At 68.8% G+C, this 26,995-nt stretch carries 32 protein-coding genes; 21 read left to right on the forward strand and 11 right to left on the reverse strand.

Going from position 1 to position 26,995, the window contains the following annotated elements:
- Window positions 1–5 precede the first annotated feature (5 nt).
- Window positions 6–473: a CGNR zinc finger domain-containing protein gene (locus ACLJRM_RS25540; RefSeq protein WP_233223078.1), complete on the reverse strand. Its 468-nt coding sequence runs from the start codon at window positions 471–473 to the stop codon at window positions 6–8.
- 93 nt (window positions 474–566) lie between these two features.
- Between ACLJRM_RS25540 and ACLJRM_RS25545 the strand changes: the two genes are divergently transcribed.
- Genes ACLJRM_RS25545 through ACLJRM_RS25555 form a run of 3 tightly spaced genes read left to right on the forward strand, consistent with a single transcriptional unit; the run spans window position 567 to window position 1,978 of the window.
- Complete coding sequence (locus ACLJRM_RS25545; protein ID WP_101611978.1) at window positions 567–935, forward strand: VOC family protein; 369 nt, start codon at window positions 567–569, stop codon at window positions 933–935.
- Between the two features lie 33 nt (window positions 936–968).
- The gene (locus tag ACLJRM_RS25550) at window positions 969–1,343 is read left to right on the forward strand and encodes a zf-TFIIB domain-containing protein (RefSeq protein ID WP_410664481.1); all 375 of its coding nucleotides are present in this window, start codon (window positions 969–971) and stop codon (window positions 1,341–1,343) included.
- Window positions 1,344–1,345: 2 nt separating this feature from the next.
- Window positions 1,346–1,978, forward strand: coding sequence for an AAA family ATPase (locus tag ACLJRM_RS25555; protein WP_101611980.1), 633 nt, complete (start codon window positions 1,346–1,348; stop codon window positions 1,976–1,978).
- Between the two features lie 5 nt (window positions 1,979–1,983).
- Here ACLJRM_RS25555 and ACLJRM_RS25560 read toward each other — a convergent pair whose 3' ends face one another.
- Window positions 1,984–3,114 carry a methyltransferase domain-containing protein gene (locus ACLJRM_RS25560; RefSeq protein ID WP_101611981.1) on the reverse strand — a complete coding sequence of 377 codons (1,131 nt, stop codon included), beginning with the start codon at window positions 3,112–3,114 and terminating at the stop codon, window positions 1,984–1,986.
- 166 nt (window positions 3,115–3,280) lie between these two features.
- Between ACLJRM_RS25560 and ACLJRM_RS25565 the strand changes: the two genes are divergently transcribed.
- The 6 genes from ACLJRM_RS25565 (at window position 3,281) to ACLJRM_RS25590 (ending at window position 8,003) form a co-directional block, all read left to right on the forward strand.
- Entirely contained in the window at window positions 3,281–3,682 is a 402-nt protein-coding gene (locus ACLJRM_RS25565) for a helix-turn-helix domain-containing protein (RefSeq protein WP_101613678.1), read from the forward strand.
- Window positions 3,679–4,326 (forward strand): hypothetical protein, encoded by a 648-nt coding sequence (locus ACLJRM_RS25570; protein WP_410664482.1) that lies wholly within the window; start codon window positions 3,679–3,681, stop codon window positions 4,324–4,326. Before ACLJRM_RS25565 ends, ACLJRM_RS25570 begins: the two co-directional genes overlap by 4 nt.
- Window positions 4,327–4,414: 88 nt before the next feature.
- The gene (locus tag ACLJRM_RS25575) at window positions 4,415–4,708 is read left to right on the forward strand and encodes a DUF2516 family protein (RefSeq protein WP_101611983.1); all 294 of its coding nucleotides are present in this window, start codon (window positions 4,415–4,417) and stop codon (window positions 4,706–4,708) included.
- Window positions 4,709–4,730: 22 nt separating this feature from the next.
- Window positions 4,731–5,285: a YbaK/EbsC family protein gene (locus tag ACLJRM_RS25580; RefSeq protein ID WP_410664483.1), complete on the forward strand. Its 555-nt coding sequence runs from the start codon at window positions 4,731–4,733 to the stop codon at window positions 5,283–5,285.
- On the forward strand, window positions 5,282–6,703 hold the full coding sequence (locus ACLJRM_RS25585) for an aromatic amino acid lyase (RefSeq protein ID WP_410664484.1): 1,422 nt from the start codon (window positions 5,282–5,284) through the stop codon (window positions 6,701–6,703). Before ACLJRM_RS25580 ends, ACLJRM_RS25585 begins: the two co-directional genes overlap by 4 nt.
- A 331-nt stretch (window positions 6,704–7,034) precedes the next feature.
- On the forward strand, window positions 7,035–8,003 hold the full coding sequence (locus tag ACLJRM_RS25590; protein WP_233223079.1) for a transporter: 969 nt from the start codon (window positions 7,035–7,037) through the stop codon (window positions 8,001–8,003).
- Window positions 8,004–8,011: 8 nt separating this feature from the next.
- Here the strand turns inward: ACLJRM_RS25590 and ACLJRM_RS25595 are convergent, their stop codons facing one another.
- Both ACLJRM_RS25595 and ACLJRM_RS25600 read right to left on the reverse strand, forming a co-directional pair.
- Window positions 8,012–8,728, reverse strand: coding sequence for an ABC transporter permease (locus tag ACLJRM_RS25595; RefSeq protein WP_410664485.1), 717 nt, complete (start codon window positions 8,726–8,728; stop codon window positions 8,012–8,014).
- Window positions 8,725–9,408 carry an ABC transporter permease gene (locus ACLJRM_RS25600; protein WP_168214636.1) on the reverse strand — a complete coding sequence of 228 codons (684 nt, stop codon included), beginning with the start codon at window positions 9,406–9,408 and terminating at the stop codon, window positions 8,725–8,727. The genes ACLJRM_RS25595 and ACLJRM_RS25600 overlap by 4 nt, the downstream gene beginning before the upstream one ends.
- 175 nt (window positions 9,409–9,583) lie before the next feature.
- Between ACLJRM_RS25600 and ACLJRM_RS25605 the strand changes: the two genes are divergently transcribed.
- The 3 genes from ACLJRM_RS25605 (at window position 9,584) to ACLJRM_RS25615 (ending at window position 12,176) form a co-directional block, all read left to right on the forward strand.
- Window positions 9,584–10,480 carry an ABC transporter substrate-binding protein gene (locus tag ACLJRM_RS25605; RefSeq protein WP_410664540.1) on the forward strand — a complete coding sequence of 299 codons (897 nt, stop codon included), beginning with the start codon at window positions 9,584–9,586 and terminating at the stop codon, window positions 10,478–10,480.
- Between the two features lie 158 nt (window positions 10,481–10,638).
- The gene (locus ACLJRM_RS25610) at window positions 10,639–11,073 is read left to right on the forward strand and encodes an SRPBCC family protein (RefSeq protein ID WP_101611989.1); all 435 of its coding nucleotides are present in this window, start codon (window positions 10,639–10,641) and stop codon (window positions 11,071–11,073) included.
- Window positions 11,074–11,177: 104 nt separating this feature from the next.
- Window positions 11,178–12,176 carry an NADP-dependent oxidoreductase gene (locus tag ACLJRM_RS25615; protein WP_101611990.1) on the forward strand — a complete coding sequence of 333 codons (999 nt, stop codon included), beginning with the start codon at window positions 11,178–11,180 and terminating at the stop codon, window positions 12,174–12,176.
- A gap of 69 nt (window positions 12,177–12,245) precedes the next feature.
- Here ACLJRM_RS25615 and ACLJRM_RS25620 read toward each other — a convergent pair whose 3' ends face one another.
- The 5 genes from ACLJRM_RS25620 to ACLJRM_RS25640 all read right to left on the reverse strand — a co-directional run bounded on the left by ACLJRM_RS25620 (window position 12,246) and on the right by ACLJRM_RS25640 (window position 15,752).
- Entirely contained in the window at window positions 12,246–12,875 is a 630-nt protein-coding gene (locus ACLJRM_RS25620) for a pyridoxamine 5'-phosphate oxidase family protein (protein WP_101611991.1), read from the reverse strand.
- A 15-nt stretch (window positions 12,876–12,890) separates the two neighbouring features.
- A complete protein-coding gene (gene purU, locus ACLJRM_RS25625) occupies window positions 12,891–13,775 on the reverse strand; it encodes a formyltetrahydrofolate deformylase (RefSeq protein ID WP_410664486.1) in 885 nt (294 codons plus the stop codon).
- Window positions 13,753–14,412 carry a DedA family protein gene (locus tag ACLJRM_RS25630; protein ID WP_101611993.1) on the reverse strand — a complete coding sequence of 220 codons (660 nt, stop codon included), beginning with the start codon at window positions 14,410–14,412 and terminating at the stop codon, window positions 13,753–13,755. The genes purU and ACLJRM_RS25630 overlap by 23 nt, the downstream gene beginning before the upstream one ends.
- 63 nt (window positions 14,413–14,475) lie before the next feature.
- Window positions 14,476–15,273, reverse strand: coding sequence for a class I SAM-dependent methyltransferase (locus ACLJRM_RS25635; protein WP_410664487.1), 798 nt, complete (start codon window positions 15,271–15,273; stop codon window positions 14,476–14,478).
- Window positions 15,255–15,752, reverse strand: a complete 498-nt coding sequence (locus tag ACLJRM_RS25640; RefSeq protein WP_410664488.1) for a DUF2505 domain-containing protein — start codon at window positions 15,750–15,752, stop codon at window positions 15,255–15,257. Before ACLJRM_RS25640 ends, ACLJRM_RS25635 begins: the two co-directional genes overlap by 19 nt.
- Window positions 15,753–15,778: 26 nt before the next feature.
- Here ACLJRM_RS25640 and ACLJRM_RS25645 point away from each other — a divergent pair, with 26 nt between their 5' ends.
- From ACLJRM_RS25645 to ACLJRM_RS25675, 7 genes are all read left to right on the forward strand, one after another.
- Complete coding sequence (locus ACLJRM_RS25645) at window positions 15,779–16,843, forward strand: UDP-N-acetylmuramate dehydrogenase (RefSeq protein ID WP_410664489.1); 1,065 nt, start codon at window positions 15,779–15,781, stop codon at window positions 16,841–16,843.
- Between the two features lie 170 nt (window positions 16,844–17,013).
- Window positions 17,014–18,192: an Ig-like domain-containing protein gene (locus ACLJRM_RS25650; protein ID WP_101611997.1), complete on the forward strand. Its 1,179-nt coding sequence runs from the start codon at window positions 17,014–17,016 to the stop codon at window positions 18,190–18,192.
- A gap of 114 nt (window positions 18,193–18,306) precedes the next feature.
- Window positions 18,307–19,119 carry an alpha/beta fold hydrolase gene (locus ACLJRM_RS25655; protein WP_101611998.1) on the forward strand — a complete coding sequence of 271 codons (813 nt, stop codon included), beginning with the start codon at window positions 18,307–18,309 and terminating at the stop codon, window positions 19,117–19,119.
- Window positions 19,120–19,140: 21 nt separating this feature from the next.
- Window positions 19,141–20,445, forward strand: a complete 1,305-nt coding sequence (gene mshA, locus ACLJRM_RS25660) for a D-inositol-3-phosphate glycosyltransferase (RefSeq protein WP_168214474.1) — start codon at window positions 19,141–19,143, stop codon at window positions 20,443–20,445.
- Complete coding sequence (locus ACLJRM_RS25665; RefSeq protein WP_101611999.1) at window positions 20,442–20,957, forward strand: YbjN domain-containing protein; 516 nt, start codon at window positions 20,442–20,444, stop codon at window positions 20,955–20,957. The genes mshA and ACLJRM_RS25665 overlap by 4 nt, the downstream gene beginning before the upstream one ends.
- A 67-nt stretch (window positions 20,958–21,024) precedes the next feature.
- Window positions 21,025–21,945, forward strand: a complete 921-nt coding sequence (locus tag ACLJRM_RS25670; protein WP_410664490.1) for a DUF4349 domain-containing protein — start codon at window positions 21,025–21,027, stop codon at window positions 21,943–21,945.
- Between the two features lie 440 nt (window positions 21,946–22,385).
- Window positions 22,386–23,135 (forward strand): phosphoglyceromutase, encoded by a 750-nt coding sequence (locus ACLJRM_RS25675; RefSeq protein ID WP_101612001.1) that lies wholly within the window; start codon window positions 22,386–22,388, stop codon window positions 23,133–23,135.
- 72 nt (window positions 23,136–23,207) lie between these two features.
- Here ACLJRM_RS25675 and ACLJRM_RS25680 read toward each other — a convergent pair whose 3' ends face one another.
- Together ACLJRM_RS25680 and ACLJRM_RS25685 are read right to left on the reverse strand one after the other, a co-directional pair.
- Window positions 23,208–24,125, reverse strand: a complete 918-nt coding sequence (locus tag ACLJRM_RS25680) for a hypothetical protein (protein WP_410664491.1) — start codon at window positions 24,123–24,125, stop codon at window positions 23,208–23,210.
- Entirely contained in the window at window positions 24,122–24,769 is a 648-nt protein-coding gene (locus ACLJRM_RS25685) for a LuxR family transcriptional regulator (RefSeq protein WP_101612003.1), read from the reverse strand. Before ACLJRM_RS25685 ends, ACLJRM_RS25680 begins: the two co-directional genes overlap by 4 nt.
- A gap of 291 nt (window positions 24,770–25,060) precedes the next feature.
- Here ACLJRM_RS25685 and ACLJRM_RS25690 point away from each other — a divergent pair, with 291 nt between their 5' ends.
- Window positions 25,061–26,293: a sensor histidine kinase gene (locus tag ACLJRM_RS25690; RefSeq protein WP_076164238.1), complete on the forward strand. Its 1,233-nt coding sequence runs from the start codon at window positions 25,061–25,063 to the stop codon at window positions 26,291–26,293.
- Window positions 26,290–26,979, forward strand: a complete 690-nt coding sequence (locus ACLJRM_RS25695; RefSeq protein WP_005167072.1) for a response regulator transcription factor — start codon at window positions 26,290–26,292, stop codon at window positions 26,977–26,979. Before ACLJRM_RS25690 ends, ACLJRM_RS25695 begins: the two co-directional genes overlap by 4 nt.
- The last annotated feature ends 16 nt before the right edge of the window (window positions 26,980–26,995 follow it).

Raw genomic sequence — 26,995 nt, forward strand, 5'->3', positions numbered from 1 at the left:
TCAGCTCAGGTCGAGACGTCCGCCGTCCGCGCCCGCCAGGCCCGCGCCTTCTCCCGGTTCCCGCACGACCGCATCGAGCACCACGTCCGCGACCGGTTCCGCGACTCGTCGTAGAAGGCCCACAGGCAGTCGTCCGCCGGGCAGATCTTGAGCCGGACCCACTCGCCGAGCACGGTCAGCCGGGTCGACGCGGCCATCACCGCTTCGCTGACCGATTCCGCGACCAGGAGCGGGCCTTCCGGGCCGAGGACGATCTCCGCCGGCACGCGCAGGCCGAGCCGGGGCAGCCGCGGGTCGCCGATCGCCGAACGCAGCGCGTCCCGGGTTTCGCGCGCGGCCGCGGGGGTGTCCGCGCGCAGCCGGTGATCGCGGGCCCAGCGTTGCCAGGTCTCCGGATCGTCCAGGAGGTCGGTGCCGCGTTCGACGTTCACCGTGTTCAGAAACTCGACCACCAGGGACGCGTCGGTGTTCACCTCGCCCAGTGTACGGACGAGACCTGTTGTCATCGGCTCCGATAACCCGCATACTCTCTTCGCTGGTTACTCGATCATCGTGGAGGCTGAACCATGGGAGCGGTACCGACCTTCGGCGCGGTGGCCCTCGACTGCCCGGACCCGGTCGCGCTGGCGGAGTTCTACCGCGAGCTGCTCGACTGGAAGGCGGCCGAGGTCGCCACGGACGGCCATTGGGTGACGCTGCGGAACCCCGAGGGCGGCGCGCGGCTCTCGTTCCAGCGCGTCCCGGACTACCGCCCGCCCGCGTGGCCGTCGGCGGAGAACCCGCAGCAGGCGCACGTCGACCTCGACGTCACCGACCTCGAAGCCGGTCACGAGCGCGCGCTGGCCATCGGTGCGAAGCTGCTCGACGACTCTCCGGAGACCTTCCGGGTCTACGCGGATCCGGCCGGACACCCGTTTTGCCTGTGCGCCTGCTGACCTCGGACGCGAAAAATGCGTAATCTCTGATACGTGATTTGTCCGAAGTGCCAGAACGCCATGAAGACCGTCGACAAGAACGGTGTCCACATCGACCAGTGCCAGGGATGCCGCGGCATCTTCCTGGACAGGGGCGAGCTGGAAGCCATCGCCGGTGCCGAGAACTCGTACTACGGCGGGCACCAGCCTCCGCCGTACCAGGGAGGTGGGCACGCGCCGGCTCCGCACTACGGCCGTCCGGACTCCCCGCGGCCGCACCGCGGCGGGTACTCCGACTCGCCGAAGGGCTACCGGGGCGGCTACTCCGACTCGCCCAAGGGGTACCGCGGCCACGCCGACTCCCCGCACGGCTACGGCCACCAAGGCAAGCGTCGTAAGGGTGGCTTCCTCGAGGGCCTCTTCGACTGACCGTGGTCCTCGATCTCAAGATCTGCCCGGCCTGCGGCGATCGCGCCGAACGGCCACAAGTCGAGAGCGGGCTGCTGGTGTGCGCGGAATGCGCGCACCGGTGGCCGTTCCGGCGGCTCCCGTTGTTCGCGCTGACAGGGCCGAGCGGGGCGGGGAAGTCCACCGTCGGGCCGCGGCTGGCGGAACGGCTCGGCGACCTCGCGCTCGTGGTCGAGCAGGACGTGTTGTGGACAGGGGCGTTGCGCGACGACGTCCCCGGCCATCCCGCGTTCCGGTCGACCTGGCTGCGGATGGCGGCGATGCTGCACCAGAACGGTCGCCCGGTCGTGCTCTGCGGCACCGTCGCGCCGCCCGAGTTCGAGCAGTTGCCCGAGCGCGTCTTTTTCTCCGACATCCACTACCTGGCGCTCGTCAGCGAGCCCGACGCGCTGCGCAAGCGCTTGCTGGCGCGGCCCGCCTGGCGGGAGTGGGACGAGGAGCGGGTCGAGGAGATGCTGGAGTTCAACGAGTGGCTGCAACGGGAAGCGCCGTCGCTCGATCCGCCGGTCGAGTTGTTCGACACCACCCACATCCCGGTGGACGTCGCCGTCGATCATGTGGAGATGTGGGTGCGCGGCCTGCTTTCACGGTCGTAGCGGTTTCAGGGACGTAGCGGCCAAGTCCTGCCTTCGGGGGAATCCAGCCAGATCACCTGGTCGTCCCCGTCGAGGCTGAGCCCGAACCGGTCCCGCCACGGCTGACCGAGTTCGAGCCATTCCTCTTGCGCGCTTTCGACGAGCTCCCACAGCCGTCGCGGGCCGCCCTCGGCCACTTCGTACTCGCGGTCCGACTGCCGATGCCGGACCCAAGAGCCGTCCGCATGGACCAGCGCGGTGTTCTGGCCGTCCCGTAAGGCCGTCACGCCGGGAAGCTGGAGCCCGGCGAAGAACTCGAAGCGGCTGCGGACTTCGGTGATGACTCCCATCGGCAGCCGGGTCGGCCGCCAGGCGACGTCGCCGTCCGGCACCTTCGACGGCCTGAACCGGTGTGCGCGCAGCGGCATGAAGCGACCGTCGCGGCCGAGCACGCGCCCTTGTCCCGTCGCGCCTTCGCCCGCGACGATCCGGACGAGCCCGCCGCCGATCGGCCGGTTCAGCGTGGTGACGATCAGCCCGCCCGGAACGGTCTGCTCCAGCCACGCGGGCGGGATCGACGACACCGAGCACGTGCACAGCACCCGGTCGTAGAGGACGCCCGCCGGGAAGCCGTCGGCTCCGTCGGACGCGGCGCACGAAGGCGCGTACCCGGCCTCCGCGAGCCGCTCGCGCGCGGCGTCGACCAGTTCCGGGTCGATGTCCACTGTGTACACGAGCCCGGAGCCGAGCCGATGGCACAGCAAGGCGGCGTTGTACCCGGTGCCCGTGCCGATCTCCAGTACGCGGTGCCCGTCGGCGACCCGGAGTTCTTCGAGCATGATCGCCATGATCGACGGCTGGCTGGACGAACTCGTCGGCGTTCCCGGCTGCGCGCCCAGATAGCGCGCCCGTTCCCAGAGTCCCGAATCGTCGTCGAGCTGGATGACCAGCACTTCGGGTGAGTAGGCGCGCCTGAGCCATTCTTCGTCGCCGTTCTCCACCGCGGCCCAGCCGTTCGCCGCCGGGACGAAGAACCGCGGCAGGAAGACGTGCCTCGGCACGGTGCGGAACGCGGTCATCCAGCGCGCGTCGTGCAGTACGCCCTCGGCGAGCAGATGCTCGACGAGGCGCCGCCGCAGCCGCGTCGCGTTCGACATCCCTCCACCGTAATCCTTCATGTCGCAGCGGGGTGAGCACCAACACACCCGATGGTTGCAAGCAGAGTGCTTGCAATAGCTAGCACTCGCGCGTAGCGTTGAAGACGTCGCGAGGAGGTGACCGATGTCAGACACCAACCGGGATCAGCCCCCGTCGGGCGGACCGATGGAGAAGGTCGCGGACATCGCTTCCGACATCGGCGAGTACATCCGCCAGCAGCGCAGCACGGCGAAGATCTCCTTGCGGCAGCTGTCGAAACTCGCCGGCGTGTCCAATCCGTACTTGAGTCAGATCGAGCGCGGGGTCCGCAAACCCAGCGCGGAGATCCTGCAGCAGATCGCCAAGGGCCTGCGTATTTCGGCCGAGGCGCTCTACGTGCAAGCGGGAATCCTCGATCTGCCGACGGGCGGCCCGGTCGGCGACTCGATCCGCGCCGACACCGAGTTGACCGAGCGGCAGAAGCAGGTCCTGCTCGACGTCTACGAATCGTTCCGCCGCGAGAACGCCGCCGCGAAGCCCCCGCGGGCGGAAACCACAGTCCAAGCCGAAACCGAGGAGTCAGCATGACCACGGCCACGACCACCAAGACCGACCGCAAGAACACCGCCCTCGACCAGTTCCGCACGCCGCTGCTCGCCGCGCTGGGTGCCGGGAACCTGGCGGGCCAGGCCGTCATCGACGCCGTCGGCAAGGCTCGCGAGAAGGTCGTCGAGGGTGGCGAGACCGCTCGCAAGAACATCGAAGAGCTCCCGCACGACGTCGAGGGCCTCCGCGAGAAGCTGGACCCGGCCGAGCTGCGCAAGGTCATCGACGAGTACACCGAAGCCGCGCTGAAGCTGTACAACAAGCTGGCCGAGTCCGGTGAGCAGGCGTGGGACAAGATCGCCGCGCAGCCGCAGGTCAAGAAGGCCATCGAGCAGCTCGAGGACGCGACCGCGGACACCCGTGAGCGCATCGACACCGTGCTCGGCAAGGTCACCAAGGGCACCCGCTCGGTGGGCGAGAAGACCGCCCGCAGGGTGACCGAGGTCGCGGGCGAGATCGCCGACGAGGTCGAGGAGATCGGCGACGACCTCGCGCACGAGACCCGTTCGGCTTCGCGCAAGGTCGCCAACAAGACCGCGCCGAAGACCACGGCCCCCGTGCGCCGCACCACCGCCAGCCCGGTCGCCAAGAAGCCGGCCACCGCGCCGAAGACGACCGAGAAGTAAAGCTCTCCGCGTGAAGTCCAGGGCCCCTGGCACCGGTTCCGGTGCCAGGGGCCCGGGTCATTCGCCCGGTTTGACGTAAGCTGACTTCGTGTTCGTTGCCACCTGGATCCTCATCGCCATCCATTGGGGCGGCGCATTGACCGGGCTGTTCGCTTTCGTTAATGCGCTGAGGCAGCGCTCGGACGCGTATTCGGCCGCCGACCGCAAGACCAAGCCCATCTGGATGCTCATCACCGGCGGGGCCACCGTGGTGCTGACCCTCTTCGAGTTCTACGGCGGCGGCATGATCCTGTGGCTGCCCGCGCTGGTCGCGGTCCTGGTCTACCTCGTGGACGTCCGCCCCAAGCTCATCGAGGTCCAGCGTGGCGGCCGCAACTGGTGACCGCGATGGCTATCGTGGCGCTGTGACTACCTGGACCATCGCCGGAAGCCTCACCGTCGTCCCCGCCCTCTCCCGCCCGGACCTCGTCGCCGAGCCCGTCGCCAAGGCGCTCGCCTCCCTCTCCGACCCTGATTCCGTCGGGGTCGTGGAGATCGACGCGGATCTGGCCGACACCGCCGCCTTCTGCGAGGCATACGGCTCACCGCTGTCGGCGTCCGCGAACTGTGTCGTGGTCGCGGGCAAACGCGCCGGCGAGGTCCGCTTCGCCGCCGCGATGATCCTCGCCACCACCCGCGCCGACGTGAACGGCGTGATCAAGCGCCGCCTCGACGTGCGCAAGGCGTCCTTCGCCCCGATGGACGAGGCCGTCTCGCTCACCGGCATGGAGTACGGCGGCATCACCCCGGTCGGCCTGCCCGAGGGCTGGCCGACCCTGATCGACCAGCGCGTCGCGGACGAACCCGAACTGGTCATCGGCAGCGGGATCCGCGGCGGCAAGCTGCTGATCTCTGGCGCGACCCTCGCGTCCCTGCCCGGTGCCGAGGTGATCGACGGGCTCGCGCGTCCCGTCGAGTGAGACTGTCCACAAAGGACTTCAAGCTGGCCTCGGCGTTCGAGGCCGAGGTCCTCGAGGTCGATCCCGCGTTGCTGACGAGGCTGGGCGAGAACCGCGCCCGCGTGCTCCGCGCGCTGACCGATCGCCCCGTCTACGGCGTGAACACCGGCATGGGGCGGCTCGCGGGAGTCGCTTCTCCCGCGTCGAGCGCGCACCAGCGGAACCTGCTGATCGGCCGGGCCGTCGGCGGTCCGCCCTGGCTTTCGGCGGAGGAAGTGCGCTGGCTCCTGCTGGTGCGCCTGCGGGATCTGCTCGCGCCGGAGGCGGGCGCGAGCCCGGAGCTGGTGACGTTCCTCGTCGACCGGCTGAACGAGGGGTTCACGCCCGCCGTGCCGAGGACGGGACTGGGCAGCGCCGGCGAGATCATCCCGCTGGCGCATGCCTTCCAGACCTTTCTCGGCGTCGGGACCGTGCTGGTGGACGGCGTCGAGACGCCCGCGTCGGAGGTGCTGGCGAAGCCGTACGAGCCAGGTCTCAAGGAGGGCGCGACCCTCATCCAGGGCTCGCCGCTGGCCGAGACACTCGCCGCCTTCGCGCTCGTCGAGGCTCGGCGGCTCGTGGACCTGCAGACGCTGGCCGCGGCGATCGCGATCGACGTTCTCGGTGCGCCGCAAGCGGTCTACCGTCCCGCGCTGGCGGGAGACGATCAGGTTCTCCGCTCGGTGCTTCTCGAAGTGAGCGGACTGATCCACGGGTCCGTCGAACGGCCGGAGGTCGTGCAGGCGCCGGTTTCCGTCCGGGTCGCGCCCCGCGCGATCGCCCATCTGACCCGGGTCACCGCCGAGTTGGACGCGGCCTCGCGGCGCTCGATGCCGACCGACTCGCCGGTCTTCCTGGACGGCGAATTCGTGTCCACGACGGGTTTCCACGCCGTCGAACTCGGGCTGCGGATGGACGCGGTGACGGCGGCGCTGGTGCATCTCGGCGAAGTGAGCGTCCAGCGGACGCACCGGTTGCTGGACGAGCGGTTCAGCGGACTGCCCGCACAACTGGCGGCGGATCCGGGACCGCAGGCGGGGCTGGTGCCGCTGCACAAACGCGCGGTGGGGGAGTTGCACGCGTTGCGACGGCTGGCCACACCCGCGACGTTGGGCTCCGTCGACACTTCCGCCGGACAAGAGGACGTGCAGGCGTTCGCCTGGGCGGCGGGGAATCAGCTCCGTGACGCCTGCGCGCGGATGTCCGCCATCACGGCTTGTGACCTGATCACGGGTTCGCAGGCGCGGTGGCTGGCGACCGGTGACGGGCCGCCCGGGCTTCGGGCGGCTTACGGACGGCTGCGGGAGCTGGTGCCGCCGGTGGAGGTGGACCGGGCGTTGGGGCCTGAAGTGACTGCTCTCGTCGCCGCGTTTTCGGCCGGGGAATTTGGGCCGTTCTGACGGCGATTTCGACGTCGTCACTCCTTTAATCTAGGTGGTCCACATTATTTCGAGAATGGGGACACCCATGAATCGTCGAAGACCTGTTCGCGGCACGCTCATGATCTCGATGGTGGTCTTGCTCGTCGCATCGATGACGAGTTTTACGCAAACCGCCGCTCTCGCAACATCTTTGGAGATACTGCGGGAGTCGCCACCGGCGGAGAATCCCCTTCCGGCCACCGACCGGAACATACCCCAGCCGGTCACTTTCGACGAATGTACTCCCAGTCGCCCGAATCCGGCGGACGGGTACTTCAAGAATCGGTTTTCCACCTGTCAGAAGACGCAATTGCGTTATCGGCAATACGCCTGCCCCGAGCCCGGCTGCCAGCTGGTCGGTGAGGCGGTCGTATACGTGGTCGTCACCCGGAACATGGTGCCTTCGCAGCGTCGTGTCGTCATCAGTCACCGGATGCAGTTCTCCTCCATCCACGGCCTGCCCGACACCACGCGGTTCGGCGCCACGATGACGTGCGCCGCGAAGGACACCTCCGGGACCGCGGACTGCGACGTGCCCGAAGCCAAGGTCACGAAGAGCATCGCGGAGTGGAAGGCCAGGCCCGTCGAGGACACGGTGTTCACCATGCGCGGCGAGGACCCCCCGATTTACCAGGACCCGCCGGAGATCCAGGCCGAGAAGCGTACTTGGTACAACCTGGGCCGGACGCTGTTCGTCGAGGGCGAGAACGGCCAGGTGGAGAACGCGCCGCAGCTTTCGACCGAAGCGCGGTGCGACGAGGCTGGCTACGTCCAAGGAAGCAAGTGCGTCTTCCCGAAACCGGCCCTGTTCGTCGTGGATCTTCACGACCCGGCGATCAGGGACTACGGGCGACTGGTGGCCGACGCGATCCACAGTCCCATCGACAAGTTGTACCCCGGGCCCGCGGAAGGCAGTCACATTCCGGGGTGGTTCGGCGATATCTTGGCGTTGCGCAGTTACCCGCTCACGCGGACCCACCACCAGGCGGCTCAGGACGCGAGCAAGACGCGCTCCGAGTATTACTGCGCGCGGCGGTGGGGTCCGGACTGGCATACCGGTCCGGACGGGTTGGTCCTCAAGTGCGCGGTGTATCCGTTCAACAGCACGAGGGACGGGGCGGGCCACTATCCCGGGCACGGGACCGGGGCGAATCCGTCGTTCGCCGTCCTGCCGCTCCCCGAGCGCACCTTCTCGGCGATGGAGCAGACCGTGAACGACTTCATCGGCCGTCACCACATCCTCGACGGTGACCGCTACTGGATCTGGCTGCTCGAATAGCCAGGGGATCAGGCTTGGGCCTCCGCGCGGGACTGGATCGCCAGCCCGCGCGGAGTCACCACCCGGGTGATGAGCGCGAAAACGCCCTCGCACGCCAAAGCCAGTACGACGACGGCGACGCCGCCCGCCAGGATCTCGCCGTGGCCCGGATCCCCGAGCGCGAAACCGTCCACAATGTACCGTCCGAGCCCGCCGCCGTCGTTGACGATCGCGCCGATCGCGACGGTCGCCACCAGTTGCAGGAACGCGACGCGGGCGCCCGCGAGGATGACCGGCGACGCGAGCGGCAACTCCAGGCGCAGCATGATCTGCCACTCGCGGTAGCCGGTTCCGCGCGCGGCGTCGACGGTTTCCTGCTCCAGCTGGATGACGCCCGCGTAGGTGTTGGTGAACAACGGCGGCAGCGCCAAGGCCACCAGCGCGAGCATCAGCGGCCAGAACGTCGTGTCGACTCCGAGCCGGGAAGCCAGGAACCAGAACAGGATCACCAGCCCGAAGCTGGGGATCGCGCGGCCGATGTTCACCGCGCTCGTCGCGAGGAACTGCGCGCGGCGGTAGTGCGCGAGCCACAACGCGGGCGGGATCGTCAGCACGGCCGAGATCACCAGTGCCAGCAAGGAGAACTGAAGGTGCTCGACCGTCCGGTACGGCACGCCCGCGGAGTCGGTCCAGCTCCAGCGGTTCGGTTCGCCGAACCACTCGATGGTCTGGTCGATGATGCTCATCGCGACGCCTTCCGAGACCACGGCGCGAGCGCGCGCCCGCCGACCCACAGCAGGAGATCCACCACCACGGCCAGCACCACGGAAAGCCCGACACCGACGATGATCGACGTCGGGTTCGGGGTCGCGGTCTGGATCCCGGCGCGGATGAAGTACCCGAGCCCGCCCTTGCCGAGCATGGAAGTCACCGTCACGAGCCCGATCGTGGTCACCGCCGCGACGCGCAGGCCCGCGATCACCACCGGCAGCGCGAGCGGCAGCTCGACCTGCCACAGCAACCGGGAACGCGTGAAACCCATGCCCAGCGCGGCTTCGCGGACTTCCTTGGGCACCTGTTCGACGCCGGTGACGATATTGCGGATGAGGATCAGCAACGTGTACGTCGCCAACGGGATGACCGCGGTCGTGAAGGACGTCAGGCCGGTGAAGGGCACCAGGACGGCGAAGGCGCCGAGACTCGGGATGACGTAGAGCGAACCGGCCGCGCTCAGCGCGACGACGTAGAACCACCGGCGACGCAGCGAAACCACGGAAACACCGATGGACACCACGAGTCCGATGGCGAGCGCCGCCGCGGTCAGCGTGACGTGCTCGCCGAGCCGATCGAGGATCTCGTCGAAATGACGGTCCACCCACCGCCACTCGAACAGCGGCCGCCCGCCCTGGGCGGGTACCGGGAACACGGAGGAGGCTCGCACCGGCCGACTCTACCCCGATCGGGCGTACTGATTCCGCTCTCTGGGAGCACACGGGGCGGAGCTCTCAAAATGTGGATTCTGTCGTGACCCGGAGATACTGTCCATTCCTCTGTTCGAGTCATAGGAGTGTGTGCACGTGCGCTGGACACGGAATGTTCGAGTGGGCGCGGTGCTCGCCGCCGCCGTCCTCGGTATGACCGCCTGCGGGGGTGGCGAAGACGCGGCGGCCCCGGCCGCGCAGAGCAAGGGCGGGGCGCCGATCGTCGTCGCCTCCTTCAACTTCACCGACAGCCTGATCCTCGCCGAGCTGTACGCGAACGCGCTGGAGGCCAAGGGTTACCCGATCACCCGCAAGCTGAACCTCGGTTCGCGCGAGCTGATCTACCCGGCGCTGAAGTCCGGCGAACTGCAGTTCATCCCGGAGTACCAGGGCGCCGCCATCACCACCGGCTTCGGCAAGGACGCCGCGAAGGACGCGGCGGGCGAGCACGAACAGCTCAAGAAGCTGTTCGAGGCCGACGGCATCGGCCTACTGGACTACTCGCCGGCGGAGGACAAGAACACCTACATCGTGAAGGCCGATCTCGCCAAGGAGAAGAGCCTCGCGAAGATCAGCGACCTGTCCAAGGTCGACAACGTCATCGTCGCGGGCGGCCCGGAGTGCGAGAAGCGGCTTCCCTGCTTCAAGGGCTTCACGGACGTCTACAAGCTGAAGGCCACCTTCCAGACCGTGCAGGAGGCAGGCCCGCGCGTCGAGCAGCTGCGGTCCGGCAAGGTCACCGTCATCCCGGTCGACTCGGTGAGCCCGCTCGTCGGCGACCCGCAGTTCGTGGCGCTTGAGGACGACCTCGCCATCGTGCCGACCGAGAACGTTGTGCCCGCGGTGAACAAGAAGGTCCTCGACGAGCGTGGCGCCGACTTCGCGGCCGCCGTCAACGCCGTCAGCAAGGCCCTCGACACCGTGCAGCTGCGTGAGCTGAACAAGCGCGTCGACTCGGACGGCGAGAAGCCGGGCGACGTGGCGAAGGACTGGCTGAAGGAGAAGTCCCTCATCTAGCCCCCCGCGCGCGCTATGAAAGGCCCGTTACTTGCAAATTTTGCAAGTAACGGGCCTTTCATAGCGTTCGGGGGAGGACGGAGGGGGCGCTCGTTCCCCCTGCGGGTAGCGGTGGAATCGTGGACGCTGTCGTTGCAACACGGGTGAAAGGGAGTGGGATGGGAAAGGTCACGGCCATCGCGGAGCGCACCATCGAAGCGCCGGCGGACAAGGTCAGGACGCTCGTCGCGGACTACACGGAAACCCGGCCGAAGCTGCTGACGGAGCACTATCGCGACTACGAGGTCACCGAGGGCGGCGTCGGCGCGGGCACGAAGGCGAGCTGGAAGCTGCAGGCGACGTCGAAGCGCGTGCGTGACGTCGCCGCGACGGTGACCGAGCCGTCCGAAGGCACCATCGTCGAGACCGACGCGAACTCGAGCATGGTCACCACCTGGACCGTCCGCGAGGTGCCGGAGGGCAGCCTCGTCCGGATCGAGACGACCTGGGACGGCGCGGGCGGCATCGGAGGCTTCTTCGAGAAGACCTTCGCGCCCGGTGGCCTCAAGCGGATCTACGAAGGTGTTCTCGGCAAACTCGCCGAGGCCGTGTAGTACTCGCCACAATCGGAATGGTCGCCCCGGTTAGCCCGTTGTACCCGTCGTGAATACGGGGCGATCGCCCCGCTTGTGGTTCGCAACAGACTTGGAGTTACCTCGTGAACGCAACCGAGATCCGGCTCGCCTCCCGTCCGCACGGTGTCCCGACGCTCGAGAACTTCGAAATCGCGGACGTCGAGATCCCGACGCCGGGTGAAGGCCAGATCCTGGTCCGCAACCAGGTCCTGAGCGTGGACCCGTACATGCGCGGCCGGATGAGCGACGCGAAGTCCTACGCCGAGCCCTACGAGGTCGGCAAGGTCATGCACGGCGGCGCCGTTGGCGAGGTGCTCGAGTCCACCGTGGACGACTTCAAGCCCGGCGACATCGTGCTGCACGGCCTCGGCTGGCGTTCCCACGCCGTCGTCGCCGCGAAGCACGCGGTGAAGGTGGACCCCGAGGCCGCGCCGATCACGGCGTACCTCGGCGTCCTCGGCATGACCGGGCTCACCGCGTACGCCGGACTGCTCGACGTCGCGGAGTTCAAGGAGGGCGACACCGTCTTCGTGTCCGGCGCGGCCGGTGCGGTCGGTTCCGTCGTCGGCCAGCTGGCGAAGCTGAAGGGCGCGAAGCGCGTCATCGGCAGCGCCGGCACGGACGACAAGGTCAAGTGGCTGACCGACGAGCTGGGCTTCGACGCGGCGTTCAACTACAAGGACGCCCCGGTCATCGAGCAGCTGCGCGCGGCGGCGCCCGAGGGCATCGACGTGTACTTCGACAACGTCGGCGGCGAGCACCTCGAAGCGGCCATCGACTCGATCAACCTGCACGGCCGGATGGCGATCTGCGGGATGATCTCGGTCTACAACAACACCGAACCCGCCGCGGCGCCGCGCAACCTCGCGTCGATCATCGCGAAGCGGTTCACCATGCGCGGCATGCTGGTGGGCGACCACTTCGCGCTGCAGCCGCAGTTCGTCAAGGAGGTCGCGCCGCTCGTCGCCTCCGGCGAGCTCAAGTACTCCGAGACCATTGTGGACGGTATCCGCAACGCGCCGCAGGCCTTCCTGGACCTGCTGGGCGGCGCGAACACCGGCAAGATGCTGGTCCGCGTCTGACCCCTCACACGCGTGCAATGAAAGTCCCCTTCATCGCAAATTTTGCAATGAAGGGGACTTTCATTGCACTCAGTACTGCGTCGTGAGGGCACCTTCGGTCAGAGCGGCGTCGAGCTGCTCCGCCGAGATGTCCAGCTTCATCTGGTCGCGGAACATCCGGCCGGCGCTCGGGATGCCGGAACGGTCCGGCCAGGTCTCCGGCTTCCACAGCGAGGACCGCAGGAACGCCTTGGCGCAGTGCAGGTACAGCTCCTGGACCTCGACCATGATCGCCAGCTGCGGCCGCTTCCCCTTGACCACGAGATCGTCGAAGAACGGCGCGTCCGCGACCAGTTTCGCGCGGCCGTTGATCCGCAGCGTCTCGTTCATCCCCGGCACCAGGAACAGCAGCCCCGCGTGCGGGTTCTCGAGGATGTTGGTCTGGCTGTCCAGCAGCTTGTTGCCGGGCCGGTCGGCCAGTACCAGCGTCTTGTCGTCGAGCACCAGCACCGAACCGGCCGGGTCGCCGCGCGGGGAGACGTCACAGGTCCCGTCGGACGAGGCCGTCGCCAGCAGGTGGAACGGCGAGTGCTCGATCACCGTGCGCGCGTGTTCGTCGACGAAGGAGAGGATCTTTCCCTTGGTCGTCTCTTTCGGATGGCCCAGGTGCTCGCGCAGCGCTTCCCGCGTCTCGATCACCTTGATCTCTGAGGTCCCCATGACCTCAGTGAACCATCAGAAGACGACGGTTCGGTTACCGTGCACCAGAACACGGCCCTCGAGATGCCACCGCAGCCCGCGCGCCAAGGTCACCTTTTCGATGTCGCGGCCCTTGCGGACCATGTCCTCGACCGAGTCGCCGTGGTCGACGCGGATGACGTCCTGGTCGACGATCGGGCCCGCGTCGAGGTCGGCGGTGACGTAGTGACAGGTCGCGCCGATGAGCTTCACCCCGCGCGCGTGGGCCTGGTGGTACGGCCGCGCGCCGACGAACGACGGCAGGAAGCTGTGGTGGATGTTGAGCGCCCGCCCGGCCCACGCCTCGCACAGTTCCGGGGGCAGGACCTGCATGAACCGGGCGAGCACGACGGCGTGCGGGTCGTGCTCGTCGACCAGTTTCCGCACCTCGGCGAACGCGGGCGCCTTGGCGGTGGCGTCACCGGCGGGGAACGGGACGTGGTGGAACGGGATGCCGTGGGCGTGGGTGATGTCGCCGAGCGACTCGTGGTTGCCGATGACCGCGGCGACGTCGACGTCCAGTTCCCCCGAGGCGACGCGGCCGAGGAGGTCGTAGAGGCAGTGCCCGGCCTTGGAGACGAGGATCACGGCGCGACGGCGCTCACCCGTGTCGCTGACCTGCCAGCTCGACTCGGCGGAAAGCGACTCGGCGACTTCGGCGAAGCGCGTGCGGAGTTCGGTGGCGTCGAACGGGAGCGAGTCGGCGCGGACGACCTGGCGGGTGAAGAACCAGCCGGTGTCCGGGTCCGTGTGGTACGCCGCTTCGACGATCCAGCCGCCGTGCTCGGCGAGGAAACCCGAGATGCGGGCGATGATGCCGGTGCGGTCAGGGCAGCCGAAGGAGATCACATAGCGGCGTTCAGGGTTCGACACATACGCCATTGTCGCCGGTCTCGGCCGCGGCACGGCGCCGGGTCAGGATGCGGACGCGGACCCGCCGCCCGATCTCGATCGCCGCGACCAGCACCAACCCGAGTGCGAAGGACAGCAGAAGGCCCTTCTCCGGCTCGTCCGTGAAGGCCGCTCCGCCGACGAGACCGATCAGGACGCTGTACACCGCCCAGACGCTCGCGCCGAGGGCGTCGAGCGAGACGAACTTGCCCGGCGGGTAGCCGAGACTCCCGTTCGCGAGTCCGCTCGCGACACGGCCGCCGGGCAGGTAGCGGGCGGCGAGGATGAGCAGGACGGCGTTGCGCCGCACCTGGATTTTCGCCCATTCGTAGCGCCGGATCCCGTCCGGACCGCGTTGCAGACGGGCCAGCGCTCGCGGGCCCGCGGCGGCGCCGATGGTGTAGCCGAGGCAGTCGCCCGCCCACGCCCCGAGCGCGGCGACCAGCGCGAGCAGCGCCAGTTGCGGCAGGTCCGGGCCGATCAGGACGGCGACGGTGATGACCGTCGTCTCACTCGGCATGAACGGCAGGAGCGCGTCCAACCCGGACACGAGGAACACGATCACCCACAGCCAGGGTGATCCCAGCGAGCCCCGCAGCAGCTCGGTGACGTACTCCAGCAGTTCCACGGTTCCATGGTGATCACCGCAGGTCGCATCGGGGTGACGGAGTGGGGTTGTACCGATGAATTCCTAGTCGGGCGCCACGGACGACCACGGCACGGTGAGCTCGCCGAGCCGCCACGTCGACGGCCGGTTCAGCACCGGCCAGCCCCGCGCGGTGAGCAGGTGGACGGTATGCGCCCAGCGGGCCCGGACGCCGAAGTTCTGGTGCGGCGCCGCCGTCGCCCAGCAGGTGTCCAAGGTGGACAGTAGTTCGTGGACACGTTCGCCGGGGACGTTGCGGTGGATGAGACTTTTCGGCAATCGCTCGGCCACTGTGGACGGACGTTCCAGGCTGGCGAGGTGGACCGAAAGGGTCAGCGTGCGAGGCCCGTCGTGCCCGACGGCCACCCAGGTGCTCAGCCGTCCGATCTCGTCGCAGGTGCCTTCGACCAGGAGCCCCTCCGGCGCCATCGCGTCCAGCATCAGCGACCAGGCCCCGGTGACCTCGGCCTCGTCGTACTGCCGCAGCACGTTGAACGCGCGCACCAGCACCGGGCGGGTCCCGGCGAGTTCGAAGCCGCCGCGCCGGAAGTCCAGCCACGGCTTGTCGACGGCGGATTGCGCGACGGCGACTCGTTCGGCGTCCAGTTCCAGACCGAGCACGCGGACGTCACGCCGGACCGAGCGCAGCCGGCGCGCCATCTCGACCGTGGTCACCGGTGAGGCGCCGTAGCCGAGGTCCACCACGAGCGGCTCGTCCGCGCGGCGCAGCAGCCGCGTCGCGGCCGGGTCCCGCGCGAGCCACCGGTCCACCCGCCGGAGCCGGTTGGGGTTGGTCGTCCCGCGTGTCGGTGCCCCGACCGGCTTCAGCGCTCGGCCAGCCACTTCGCGACGAATTCCGCCTCGCGTTCCAGCAGTTTGGTGACCTGTTCGGCGATCACGTTCTCCAGTTTCCCGCCGACGAACGGGATCCGCACCTTGACCTCGCCGCTGTTGGTCAGGGTCGTCTGCGCACCTTCGCCGGTCAGCGACGTCTTCGCGGTGATCTCGCCGGGCACGCCCTGCACGGACGCCGTCGCGGTGCCGGTGTAGCCGTCTCCGGAGGACTTCCAGGTCTGCTCGCGCTCGACGACGAGGTCGCCCCGGTGCAGCGTCCGCACGGCGGAGGGGAGCTTGTCCGAGCTGATGCCCTGACGCAGCTTGTAGCGCACGCCGTCCCCGGCCGGGACGTACTCCAGCAGCTCCGCGTTGTCGCCGCCGATCTGCTCCAGCCTGGCCCGCAGCGCCTCTTCGCTCGCCACCGCTTCCCACGCGCTCGCGAGGTCGGCGGAGAAGGCTGTGCGGTGCTCGATACGGGAGGCCATGGCGCCAGACAGTACCGTTCACGGGCGTGAGCACTGCCGAAACTCCCACCCAGCACGCCGTCCTCGCCGACCACACCACGCTGCGGCTCGGCGGCCCGGCGCGGCGCTATGCCGAGGCGACGACCGCGCAGGCCCTGGTCGACGCGGTCCGCGAGGCCGACGAAGCGGGCGAGCCGGTCCTGCTGCTCGGCGGCGGCTCGAACCTCGTCGTCGCCGACGACGGCTTCGAGGGCACGTTGCTGAAGGTCGGCAACACCGGCTGGACGCGTGACGGGGATCTCGTCGAGGTCGCGGCGGGCCAGAACTGGGACGGTTTCGTCGAGGGCCTGGTCGCCGACGGCGTCGGCGGGCTCGAGTGTCTCTCCGGCATCCCCGGTTCGGTCGGCGCGACCCCGATCCAGAACGTCGGCGCGTACGGCTGCGAGGTGGCCGAGTCCCTGGTCTCTGTCGACCTCTACGACCGGGCGACTCGCGAGACCCGCACGCTGACCGCGGAGGAACTCGGCTTCGGCTACCGCACGTCGGTCCTGAAGGGGACCGATGCGGGCGTCGTGCTCACAGTGCGCTTCAAGGTCACCGAAGACGGCCTCTCGGCCCCGATCCGCTACGCCGAACTCGCCCGCACGCTCGGCGTCGAGATCGGTGACCGGGTCTCGGCGGGCAAAGCACGCGAAGCGGTCCTCGGACTGCGTCGAGGCAAGGGCATGGTCCTGGACGCGGACGACCACGACACGTGGAGCGCGGGCTCGTTCTTCACCAACCCGATCATCGGGGAGGCACAGGTCACGAAGGTGCTGACGGGGATCGTGAACGTCGTCGGCGAGGACGTGCGCGTGCCCCAGTACCCGGCTCCTGGCGGCACGAAGCTGTCCGCGGCCTGGCTGATCGAGCGCGCCGGGTTCGCGAAGGGGCACGAGGGGCCGGGCGGCCGGGTGTCGCTGTCGACGAAGCACACGCTGGCGCTCACCAACCGGGGCAAGGCGTCGACAGCGGATCTCCTCGCCCTTGCCCGCGAAGTGCGCGACGGCGTCGAGGCCCGCTTCGGCGTCTCGCTGCACCCAGAGCCCCTGCTCATCAACTGCTCGCTCTAGCCCTCTCCCGCAACTAGAGGACGAATTGCGGGTGGTGAACAACCCCGGGCCGGTCCCGTGCGTCTATCCCCTTGAGGGGCGAGGGTGAGTTCCATCGCCGCGGGTAACGTCGGAGAGGTCCTCAGCGCTGAGCGGGTAGAAGCTCGCGGGGGGCCAATGGGAGGTACACGGTGATCGAACGGCGCACGGTGTTCAAGGCCGCGCTCGCCGCGGGTGCGGCCATGGTGGCCGCTGCCTGCTCCAGCGAATCGGGCGGCAACGCCAAGCCGGAAGGCAGTGGTGGCGAAGGGGAGAACTCCGCGCCGCCGGTGGCCAAGATCACCGCCGAGCCCGCCGCCGACGCCAAGGACGCGTCCGTGGTCACGCCGGTCGTGGTGAAGGTCGCCGACGGCAAGCTGACCGAGGTCAAGGTCACCGGGGATTCCGGCAAAGACGTCAAGGGTGAGCTTTCGCCCGACGGTCTCACCTGGACGGCTTCCGAGGTCCTCGGCTACGGCAAGACCTACACCTACGCCGCGAAGGCGACCGGCAGCGACAACAAGCCCGCCGAGTTCAAGGGCACCTTCACCACGGTCAAGCCCGCCAAGGAGGTTCGCGCCACGCTGAACCCGGCCGACGACGCCGAGGTCGGCGTCGCGATGCCGATCAGCGTGAAGTTCGCGTCCCCGGTCAAGGACAAGGCCACCGTCGAGAAGGCGCTCAAGGTGACGACCGACAAGGACGTCGAGGGCTCCTGGGGCTGGCTGTCGGACGTGCAGGTCGACTGGCGGCCGAAGGAGTACTGGCCCGCGAACATCACGGTCAACGTCGAGGCGAAGCTCTACGGCGTCGCGCTCGGCGGCGGCGCGTACGGCAAGGCCGACGTCACCACCAAGTTCAAGATCGGCCGCAACCAGGTGGTCAAGGTCAACACCCCGGACCACTCGATGAAGGTCTACCGCGGCGGGGCGGAGTCGGCGAGCTACCCCTGCTCGAACGGGCTCGACGGCGACGTCCAGCGGAACACCCCCAACGGCACGTTCATCGTGATGACGAAGGAGCCGACGGCCCGCTTCGACAACGCGCGCTACGGCTACACCAACGTCAACAAGAAGTGGGCCTGCCGGATCTCGAACAACGGCGAGTACATCCACGAGAACCAGGACAACGCGTCGAACATCGGCAAGGCCAACACCTCGCACGGCTGCGTGAACCTGCTCGAGGCGGACGCGAAGAAGTACTTCGACTCGGCGATGATCGGCGACCCGGTCGAGATCACCGGTTCGAAACTGGCCAGCCCGATGAAATCGGACGTCAAGAACTGGTTCTACGACTGGAAGTCCTGGAAGGCCCTGTCAGCTGTCAAGTAGCAGGTGAGCGGGGGCGCCGGTGGTCGGTCGGTGCCGGTGGTCGTGAGTGGCGATTCGGGTTCTAACCCGAATCGCCACTCACGACCACCCCGGCCGACCTCATAAAGTGCGGGCATGAAGACCGAGGTAGTCGGCTACGGCGGGACCCGCATCGGCTTGTGGGTCGAAGGCGCCGAGAACACCCGTCCGATCGTGTTCGTGCACGGCTGGGCCCAGTCCGCCAAGGCCTGGGCGCCCCAGATGGCCGATCCCGCGCTTTCCGAGCGGTTTCGCCTGGTCGCGATGGATCTACGCGGCCACGGGGACTCCGAGGTCCCTTCCGCGGGCTACGACGATCCGCGGGTCTGGGCCGAGGATCTCGCCTCCGTGCTCGACTTCGCCGGTGACGACGCGATCGTCGTCGGCTGGTCCTACGGCGGGCTGGTCATCACCGACTACCTCCGGGTACACGGCTCCGCGCGGCTCAAGGGCGTCGTTTTTGTGGGCGCTATCACAGAAATCGGCAAGAACCGGCCGGGCGGCAAGGTCGGGCCTGCGATGCGCGAGGCGATTCCGGCGGTGCTGTCGGACGATCCCGCGGTCGCGATTCCCGCGTTGGTGCAGTTCAGCGCGCGGATGACCGCCTCGCCGGTGTCCGGGACGCTCACTCAATCTCTGCTCGGCGCCTGCCTTTCGACGCCGCCTTCGGTGCGTTCCGCGCTGTTCCGGCGTGACGCCGGGAGCGAGGATGTTCTTCGCGATCTGGACAAACCGGCACTGATCGTCCATGGTCTCGCGGACGCTGTGATCGATCCGACTTGCGCGGAATACGCGGCCGGGAAGATTCAGGGTGCCGTCATGCGTTGGTTACCTGAGGTGGGGCATCTGCCGTTCGCCGAAGCAGCGGATGAGTTCGGTGATCTGCTGCGCGGGTTCGCCGATCAGTAGGACTTCAGGAGTGTTGACCAGGTGACGATCCCTCTGCACGGGTTCGATGCCGCGCCCAGGCGCGTCGCGGTGCTGTCGTTGCACACCTCTCCGCTGGAACAGCCGGGTACCGGCGACGCCGGCGGGATGAACGTCTACGTGAGCCAGACGGCCACCGAGATGGCCCGCAGGGGCGTCGAGGTCGAGGTGTTCACCCGGGCGACGTCCTCGGACCAGCCTCCGGTCGCCGAACTGGCGCCCGGCGTGCTGGTGCGGCACATCCCGGCCGGGCCGTTCGAGCCGCTGGGACGCCACGAGCTGCCGGCGCAGCTGTGCGCGTTCACCGCCGGGGTGCTGCGGGCCGAGGCGTTCCACGAGCCGGGCTACTACGACCTCATCCATTCGCACTACTGGCTCTCCGGCCAGGCGGGCTGGCTCGCCCGCGATCGCTGGGGCGTGCCGCTGGTGCACACCGCGCACACCCTGGCGAAGGTCAAGAACGCGGCGCTGGCCGAGGGGGACACCCCGGAACCGCGCACCCGCGTGATCGGCGAGGAACAGGTCGTCACCGAGGCGGACTGCCTCGTCGCGAACACCCGCGTCGAGGCTCGTGAGCTGATCGAGCTGTACGACGCCGACCCGCACGCCGTGCACGCCATCCCGCCGGGCGTCGACCTCGACCGCTTCACGCCGGGTTCGCGGCAAGCCGCGCGCCGGGCGCTCGGCCTGCCGCAGGACGCGATCGTGCTGGCGTTCGCGGGACGGATCCAGCCGTTGAAGGCGCCGGACGTCCTCCTGCTGGCCGCGGCCGAAATGCTGCGCGAGCGGCCGGAGCTGGCGTCGCGGCTGGTCGTGCTGATCGTCGGCGGCCCGTCCGGGACCGGGCTGGAGCAGCCGCAGGCCCTGCGCGAGCTGGCCGTCTCCCTCGGCATCGAGGAGCAGACCCGGTTCATGCCGCCGCAGCCGGGCCGGTCGCTGGTCAACGTCTACCGTGCGGCCGACATCGTGGCCGTGCCGAGTTACAACGAGTCGTTCGGGCTGGTCGCGCTCGAAGCGCAGGCCTGCGGGACGCCGGTGATCGCGGCGGAGGTCGGCGGTCTGCCGGTCGCGGTCCCGCACGGGGTTTCCGGGCTGCTGGTGCCTTCGCACGATCCGAAGGACTGGGCGGCCGCGCTCGCCAACGTCGCGCTGCGGCCGGGGTGGCGTGCCGAACTCTCGGCCAACGCCGTCGTCCACGCGCAGCGCTTTTCCTGGCGCCGTACGACGGACCGGCTGCTGGACACGTACGCTCAGGCGACCGGCGCGTTCCGGCGTGCCCTCGAACAGCGCGCGGAGGTGGCGGTTTGACGCTCGACGAGACTCTACGGTCCTCTTTGGACAGTGCGGGCCTGGAGTACGACAGGCGCGGCGAGGGAAAGTACTTCGTCACGTTGCCCGGCACCAAGAAACTGCAGACGAACTGCTGGCTGGTCGCCGGGGACCACGCGTTCGCCGTCGAGGCCTTCGTCTGCCGCCGTCCCGATGAGTCCCATGAGGACGTTTACCGCTTCCTGTTGCGCCGCAACGCGAAACTCTACGGCGTGCACTACACCGTCGACGCGATCGGCGACATCTACCTGGTCGGCAAGTTCGGCCTGGACACGGTGACCGAGTCCGAATTGGACAAGATCCTCGGGCAGGTGCTGGAGGCCGCCGACGGCGACTTCAACACGCTGCTGGAACTCGGGTTCGCCGAATCGATCAGGCGCGAATGGGACTGGCGCGTCTCGCGCGGCGAGTCGCTCGCGAACCTGGAGGCGTTCAAGCACCTCATCGAGCCCGCGAACGGGCACGAACCCGGAGCCTTGACCGACTCGTGACCCGAACGGTGCAACGGGTCTGAACCCGGCTCCGTCTCTCTCCGCAGCACTGGAGGGAGAAGGATCGATGTTCAAGCGATTGAGATGGGTGGCCGCCGCCGGCATCGTGCTGGCACTGGCCGGCTGCTCGGCGACCGATTCCGGCGGCGAATCCGCCGCGATGCCGATGTCGGCCGACGGCAAGCAGGCCGCGCCGAACCAGGGCGCGCCGAGTCAGGAAGGCCCCGGCGGCACGGGCAAGGCGGGGGCGAACAAGACGCCGGCGCCCGCCGGGCAGCCGGGGATCACCGACCGCAAGCTGGTGCGCACGGCGAGCCTGGAGCTCACCACGCCGAACGTGGCCGACCTGATCTCGCAGGTGCGCGTCATCACCCAGGGCGCCGCCGGCTACACCGGCCAGGAGAGCACCCAGGAGAAGCGGGCGACGATCAACGTCGTCGTCCCCTCCGAACGCCTCGACGGCGTGCTGGACCAGCTGGGGAAGCTGGGCAAGCAGGTCCGGCGAGAGGTCACCGCGACGGACGTGACCGAGCAGCTGGTCGACGTCGACTCGAGGCTGGCCACCCAGAAGGCGAGCGTCGAACGCATCCGCGCGCTGCTCGCCAGGGCGACCTCGGTTTCGGAGATCACGTCGGTCGAAAGTGAGCTCACGAGCCGTGAAGCCGAACTCGAGTCGCTTCAGAAGCGTCGCGAGAGTTTGGCCGGAAGTGTTGCCATGTCGACAATTTCGGTGCAGATCAAGGCGGAAACGGTCGCGGCGGCGGAGGAATCCCGCGGTGGGTTCTTCGGCGGGCTGACCGACGGCTGGGACGCTTTCCTGACCTTCGGCGGCGGGCTGCTGACCGTGATCGGCGCGATGGCACCGTTCCTGCTGGTCTTCGGCATCCCCGCGGCGGCCTTGGTGTGGTGGCTGCGCAAGCGGCGCCGTCCGGCGGCCCCCGCGATGGCCGGGGGCCCCGATCTGCCGTCGGCTCCGCCGCTGGAGTGAGCCGGAAAAAACTAGGCGGGACGGCTCGAGGGAGGGGGAGTCGCGATCTCGAGCCGCCCCGCTGAAGTTCCCGCCAAGGTGGACCCGGTGACGAGGGGGATGCCAACGGGGCCGGCGGGCGCCGCGACTCGGCAGGGGGGAGACGAGTCGCGGTCGTCACCCGCGTCGAGCCGGGGAGTGCGTGGAATCCGGCCGCGCGGGACGTAGTCAACCTGTCAGATCTCCACCTGTAATCACAAGACTACCGGTTACTCCGTTCGAGTGAACTTCGAAAACCGGGATAACGGAGTGCAGCTTGTTTTCCGGAGATTCGGACTTGTTGGCAACCCGTCTTCTGGACGGGTGAAAGTGTTACTCGTGGGTAACGCACTCTCCGTAGAACGTGGTTCAATCCCGGCCCTCTGACCGGCGCTTCTTCCGGCTCTGGCAGGCTGAACCCCATGGCTGAGCTTGGGACTCTGGTGCTGCTGCGTCACGGGCAGAGCACGTGGAACGCCGAAAACCTGTTCACCGGCTGGGTGGACGTGCCGCTGTCGGAGCAGGGCGAGCAGGAGGCGCGTAAAGGCGGGCAGCTGCTCGCCGAGTCCGGCCTGCTGCCGGACGTCGTCCACACCTCGCTGATGCGCCGGGCGATCTCGACCGCAAACCTGGCGCTCGACGCCGCCGACCGGCACTGGATCCCGGTGAAGCGCGACTGGCGCCTCAACGAGCGGCACTACGGCGCGCTGCAGGGCAAGAACAAGAAGCAGACGCTCGACGAGTTCGGCGAGGAGCAGTTCATGCTCTGGCGCCGCTCGTACGACACCCCGCCGCCCCCGATCGACCCGGCCGACGAGTTCAGCCAGGCGGGCGACGCGCGCTACGCCGACCTCGGCGACGCCGCCCCGCTGACCGAATGCCTCAAGGACGTCGTCGCGCGGCTGCTGCCGTACTGGGAGTCCGCGATCGTGCCGGACCTCCGCGCGGGCAAGACCGTGCTGGTCGCCGCGCACGGCAACTCGCTGCGCGCGCTGGTGAAGCACCTCGACGGCATCTCCGACGACGCCATCGCCGGGCTCAACATCCCGACCGGCATCCCGCTGCGCTACGACCTGACGGACGACCTCGAGCCGGTCACCGCCGGCGGGACCTACCTGGACCCCGACGCCGCCAAGGAAGCCGCGGCCGCCGTGGCGAACCAGGGCCGCTAGCTCCTCCTCGCGTTTCGTCCTCTGGTTGCGGTAGTTCGCTCTCGAACCACCGCAACCAGAGGACGAATTGCGTCAGGGGAGGGCCTGGACCGTCTCGATACCGGCGGCCTTCCAGCCCTCGGGCAGGTTCTGGAGGCGCAGGACGACCGGCAGGTACTTCTTGGTCGCCTGGCCCGACGCGTCCGTGACGGTCGTCGTCGCGTAGAGCAGCACGCTCGCCTTGTCGTCCACGAGCTCCATGACCGCCGCGGCCGCGTTCGGATCCATCGCCGACTTCGTGCCCGCGGTCCGGAGCCGGGCGACCTGCGCCGCCTTGTCCTTCTGGAAGCCCGTCAGCAGCTGTCCGGTCGAGACGGACTCGTAGCGGGCGTAGCTGCCCTCGGGGTCGGCTGGGTCCAAGCTCAGCAGGGCCTCCGCGGCCCTCAGAGCGCCGTCACGGGCGGAATCCCGCACCCTCGCGATCGCCCGGTCACCCGCGCCCGGTTTCTCCGGCGCGACCGGCGATCCGGCCGGGTTCACCTTGATCTCGCCGATGCGCCAGCGTTCGCCCTCGCGCACCGTCGCGAGGAGCACCGAAGCGATGCCCTTGCTCGTGGCCCCGGCCCTGGTACTGCTCTGGTCGAGCACGGCCAGCACCCGCGCCTTGTCCGGCGTCTGCTCGACGGCGGCCGAGACGATCACCCGCGTGACCAGTTTGATCGGTTCCGCCGAGTTCCGGACCTCGGCGAACAGCTTCGCCAGCTCGTCGCGCGCGCTCGGCGTCAGGTTCTCGTTCGCCGCCTTTTCGTAGGCGGGCAGGGCGGCACTGTCGTAGGAGAACACCGTTTCGGTGGCCGTTTTCACCGCCGTCAGCACCGACGCCGTCCGCGCCGGATCGACGAGCGCGAGGTTCGAAGGCGGGCTTTCCGGTTCGGGCCGGGCGGTGCCGGAGACCGCCGTGGTGCAGCCCGCGAGCGCGAGCAGTACGGCGAACCCGGCCCAGCGCTTCACAGCAGGCCTAGCTCCCGCGCCCGCGCGTCGACCTGGAGCCGCGACGTCACGCCGAGCGCGACCAGCAGTTCCGAGACGCGCCGCTGATAGGTGCGCACGCCCATGCCGAGGCTCTTCGCCGCTTTTTCGTCCTTGCAGCCGGTGGTCAGGAACTCGAGGATCTGCGGTGCCTCCATCCGGATGTCGGCGAACCGCGCGTCGAACGTCTCCAGGGTCGCGGCCGCCTGCCAGGCGGTTTCGAACAGCGACAGGATGCCCTGAACCAGCTCCGGGCGCGAGATGACGCTGTACGAGCGCACCGCCTTGCCCTCGTCACCGGCCATGATCGCGACCCGCTGGTCGAGCAGGATGGTCTCGTTGATCTCCTCGGTGCCGATCCGGATCTGCGCGCCGAGACCGGAAAGGTGATGCAGATGCTGGGCGGTCTGCTCGTTCAGCAGGACGCCGGGGCGGTACAGCTTCCGGATCCGCTTGTCGTGCACCAGCCGTTCGCCCTGCCGCGTGAGCGACGGCCGGGAAAGTGCCCAGGTGTAGAGGTCGTCGGCCGCGCACGCGATGTCGGTCGCCGCGACGAACAGATGAGCCGTCCGGTCGAACAGCTCTTCTTCTCCGCGAATAAGGGAGATGTCACTGACGAGTTCCACGGCGACAGTCTTCCAACATTCCCCGGCCGCCGTGCGGGAACGTCGCTATTTGCCCACGCGCCGGAAGAACGCTGCCCGGATAGTCAAGACGAAAGTAGGGATCCGGGCGTCCGGTGCCGCAGATGTCCCCACTTCGGGTGACCCGCCTCACCCAGGAGATCTCGGCCAGGGGTCGGCCACGTGAACGGCGTCTGACCTGCAGGCGAACAGGGTGTCCCCAGGTGTCATAGGCATCACGAGTACGCGGCCGGGACTAGGCCAAAAGGCTACCCGCACGCTTACGATTCCCCTGTGACCACGCCTGTTGCACTCGCCCTGGCCGTCGGCGGACTGATCGTCGGTGTGGTCGTCGGCTTCCTGATCGCGAGGGGCCGCGCCCGCCGCGAAGAGCGTCGCCCGACCGGACCCACCGTGGCCGAACTGCTGGAACGCCTCGTGCGCTCCAGCAACAACGGCGTCGTCGTCCTCAACAAGTTCGGTGACATGGTCCTGCACAACCCGCGGGCCTACGAGCTGGGCCTGGTGAAGGTCAACCAGGCCGATCCGCGGGCCCGCAAGGCCGCCGAGCAGGTGGTCGAGACCGACGACCCGATGGAGATCGACCTGTCCCCGCTGGAGGCGAGGGGCCGCCAGCCCGAAGCCGTCCTCGGCGAGGTCCGCCCGCTGGGCGACGGGTTCACCGTGGTCGAGGCCGTCGATCACTCCGAGGCGATCCGCCTCGAAGCGGTCCGGCGGGACTTCGTCGCGAACGTCAGCCACGAACTGAAGACGCCGGTGGGCGCGATCGCGCTGCTCACCGAGGCCGTCCTCGACGCCGCGGAGGACACGGAAGAGGTCCGCCGCTTCGGCGGCAAGATCCTCCGCGAGTCGACCAGGCTCGGCCAGCTCGTCACCGAGCTGATCGCGCTCTCGCGGCTGCAGGGCGCCGAACGGCTGCCCGACCTGAACGTCGTCGAGGTCGACGCCGTCGTCCGCGAGGCGCTCGGCCGGACCACGCTGTCGGCGGAATCCGCCGAGATCACCATCACCACCGACTCGGCCAGCGGGCTGCTGATCGAAGGTGACCGCACGCTGATGGTCACCGCGCTGTCGAATCTGCTGGAGAACGCCGTCGCGTACTCGCCGGCGGGCAGCCCGGTGTCGATCAGCAGGCGGCTGGTCGACGGGAAGGTCGAGATCGCGGTGACCGACCGCGGCATCGGGATCGCCGAGGACGAGCAGCAGCGCGTTTTCGAGCGGTTCTTCCGGTCGGACAAGGCGCGCTCGCGGTCGACCGGCGGCACCGGACTGGGGCTGGCGATCGTCAAGCACGTGGCCGCCAACCACGGCGGTTCGGTCGGCCTCTGGAGCCGTCCGGGCACCGGGTCGACGTTCACCCTGCGGATCCCCGCGCACATCGGTGCCGAACCGGCCGCGGCCGCGAAACAGGCTCCGCCGGCATCCCGGCCGGAGAAGACCCCCGAGCGGACACCCCGTCTCGTGGCAACAGGGCAAGAAAGCCCCGACCATGGAGGAAACCTGTGACGAGGGTTCTCATCGTCGAGGACGAAGAGTCGTTCGCCGACCCGCTCGCGTTCTTGCTCCGCAAAGAGGGCTTCACCGCCGCCGTCGCCGTGACGGGGCAGCAGGCACTCGAGGAGTTCGACCGCAACGGTGCCGACATCGTGCTCCTCGACCTCATGCTCCCCGGTATGAGCGGCACCGACGTCTGCAAGCAGCTCAGGCAGCGTTCCGCGGTGCCCGTGATCATGGTGACCGCGCGCGACAGCGAGATCGACAAGGTCGTCGGGCTGGAGCTCGGCGCCGACGACTACGTCACCAAGCCGTACTCGGCCCGCGAGCTCATCGCGCGGGTCCGGGCGGTGCTGCGGCGTGGCGGTGAGCCGGGCTCGGAAGGCGACCTCGCGCCCCTCGTGCTGACCGCCGGGCCGGTGCGCATGGACGTCGAGCGGCATGTGGTGACCGTCGACGGCCAGGAGGTCTCCTTGCCGCTGAAGGAGTTCGACCTGCTCGAGTACCTGCTGCGCAACGTGGGCCGCGTGCTCACCCGCGGGCAGCTGATCGACCGGGTGTGGGGCGCGGACTACGTCGGCGATACGAAGACGCTCGACGTCCACGTGAAGCGCCTGCGGTCGAAGATCGAACCGGACCCGGGATCGCCCCGTCACCTGGTCACGGTGCGTGGTCTGGGCTACAAGTTCGAGACGTGAGCTGAAGGGGACTTTC

The organism is Amycolatopsis sp. lyj-84 (genome assembly GCF_046549075.1).
GTDB lineage: Bacteria > Actinomycetota > Actinomycetes > Mycobacteriales > Pseudonocardiaceae > Amycolatopsis.

Coding starts and splice junctions, on each gene's coding strand:
- ACLJRM_RS25595 (WP_410664485.1), bottom strand. CDS start 8,728: ATGAGCATCATCGACCAGACCATCGAGTGGTTCGGCGAACCGAACCGC.
- ACLJRM_RS25545 (WP_101611978.1), top strand. CDS start 567: ATGGGAGCGGTACCGACCTTCGGCGCGGTGGCCCTCGACTGCCCGGAC.
- ACLJRM_RS25640 (WP_410664488.1), bottom strand. CDS start 15,752: ATGGCCTCCCGTATCGAGCACCGCACAGCCTTCTCCGCCGACCTCGCG.
- ACLJRM_RS25560 (WP_101611981.1), bottom strand. CDS start 3,114: ATGTCGAACGCGACGCGGCTGCGGCGGCGCCTCGTCGAGCATCTGCTC.
- ACLJRM_RS25610 (WP_101611989.1), top strand. CDS start 10,639: ATGGGAAAGGTCACGGCCATCGCGGAGCGCACCATCGAAGCGCCGGCG.
- ACLJRM_RS25565 (WP_101613678.1), top strand. CDS start 3,281: ATGGAGAAGGTCGCGGACATCGCTTCCGACATCGGCGAGTACATCCGC.
- purU (WP_410664486.1), bottom strand. CDS start 13,775: ATGGCGTATGTGTCGAACCCTGAACGCCGCTATGTGATCTCCTTCGGC.
- ACLJRM_RS25670 (WP_410664490.1), top strand. CDS start 21,025: ATGTTCAAGCGATTGAGATGGGTGGCCGCCGCCGGCATCGTGCTGGCA.
- ACLJRM_RS25675 (WP_101612001.1), top strand. CDS start 22,386: ATGGCTGAGCTTGGGACTCTGGTGCTGCTGCGTCACGGGCAGAGCACG.
- ACLJRM_RS25655 (WP_101611998.1), top strand. CDS start 18,307: ATGAAGACCGAGGTAGTCGGCTACGGCGGGACCCGCATCGGCTTGTGG.
- ACLJRM_RS25570 (WP_410664482.1), top strand. CDS start 3,679: ATGACCACGGCCACGACCACCAAGACCGACCGCAAGAACACCGCCCTC.
- ACLJRM_RS25620 (WP_101611991.1), bottom strand. CDS start 12,875: ATGGGGACCTCAGAGATCAAGGTGATCGAGACGCGGGAAGCGCTGCGC.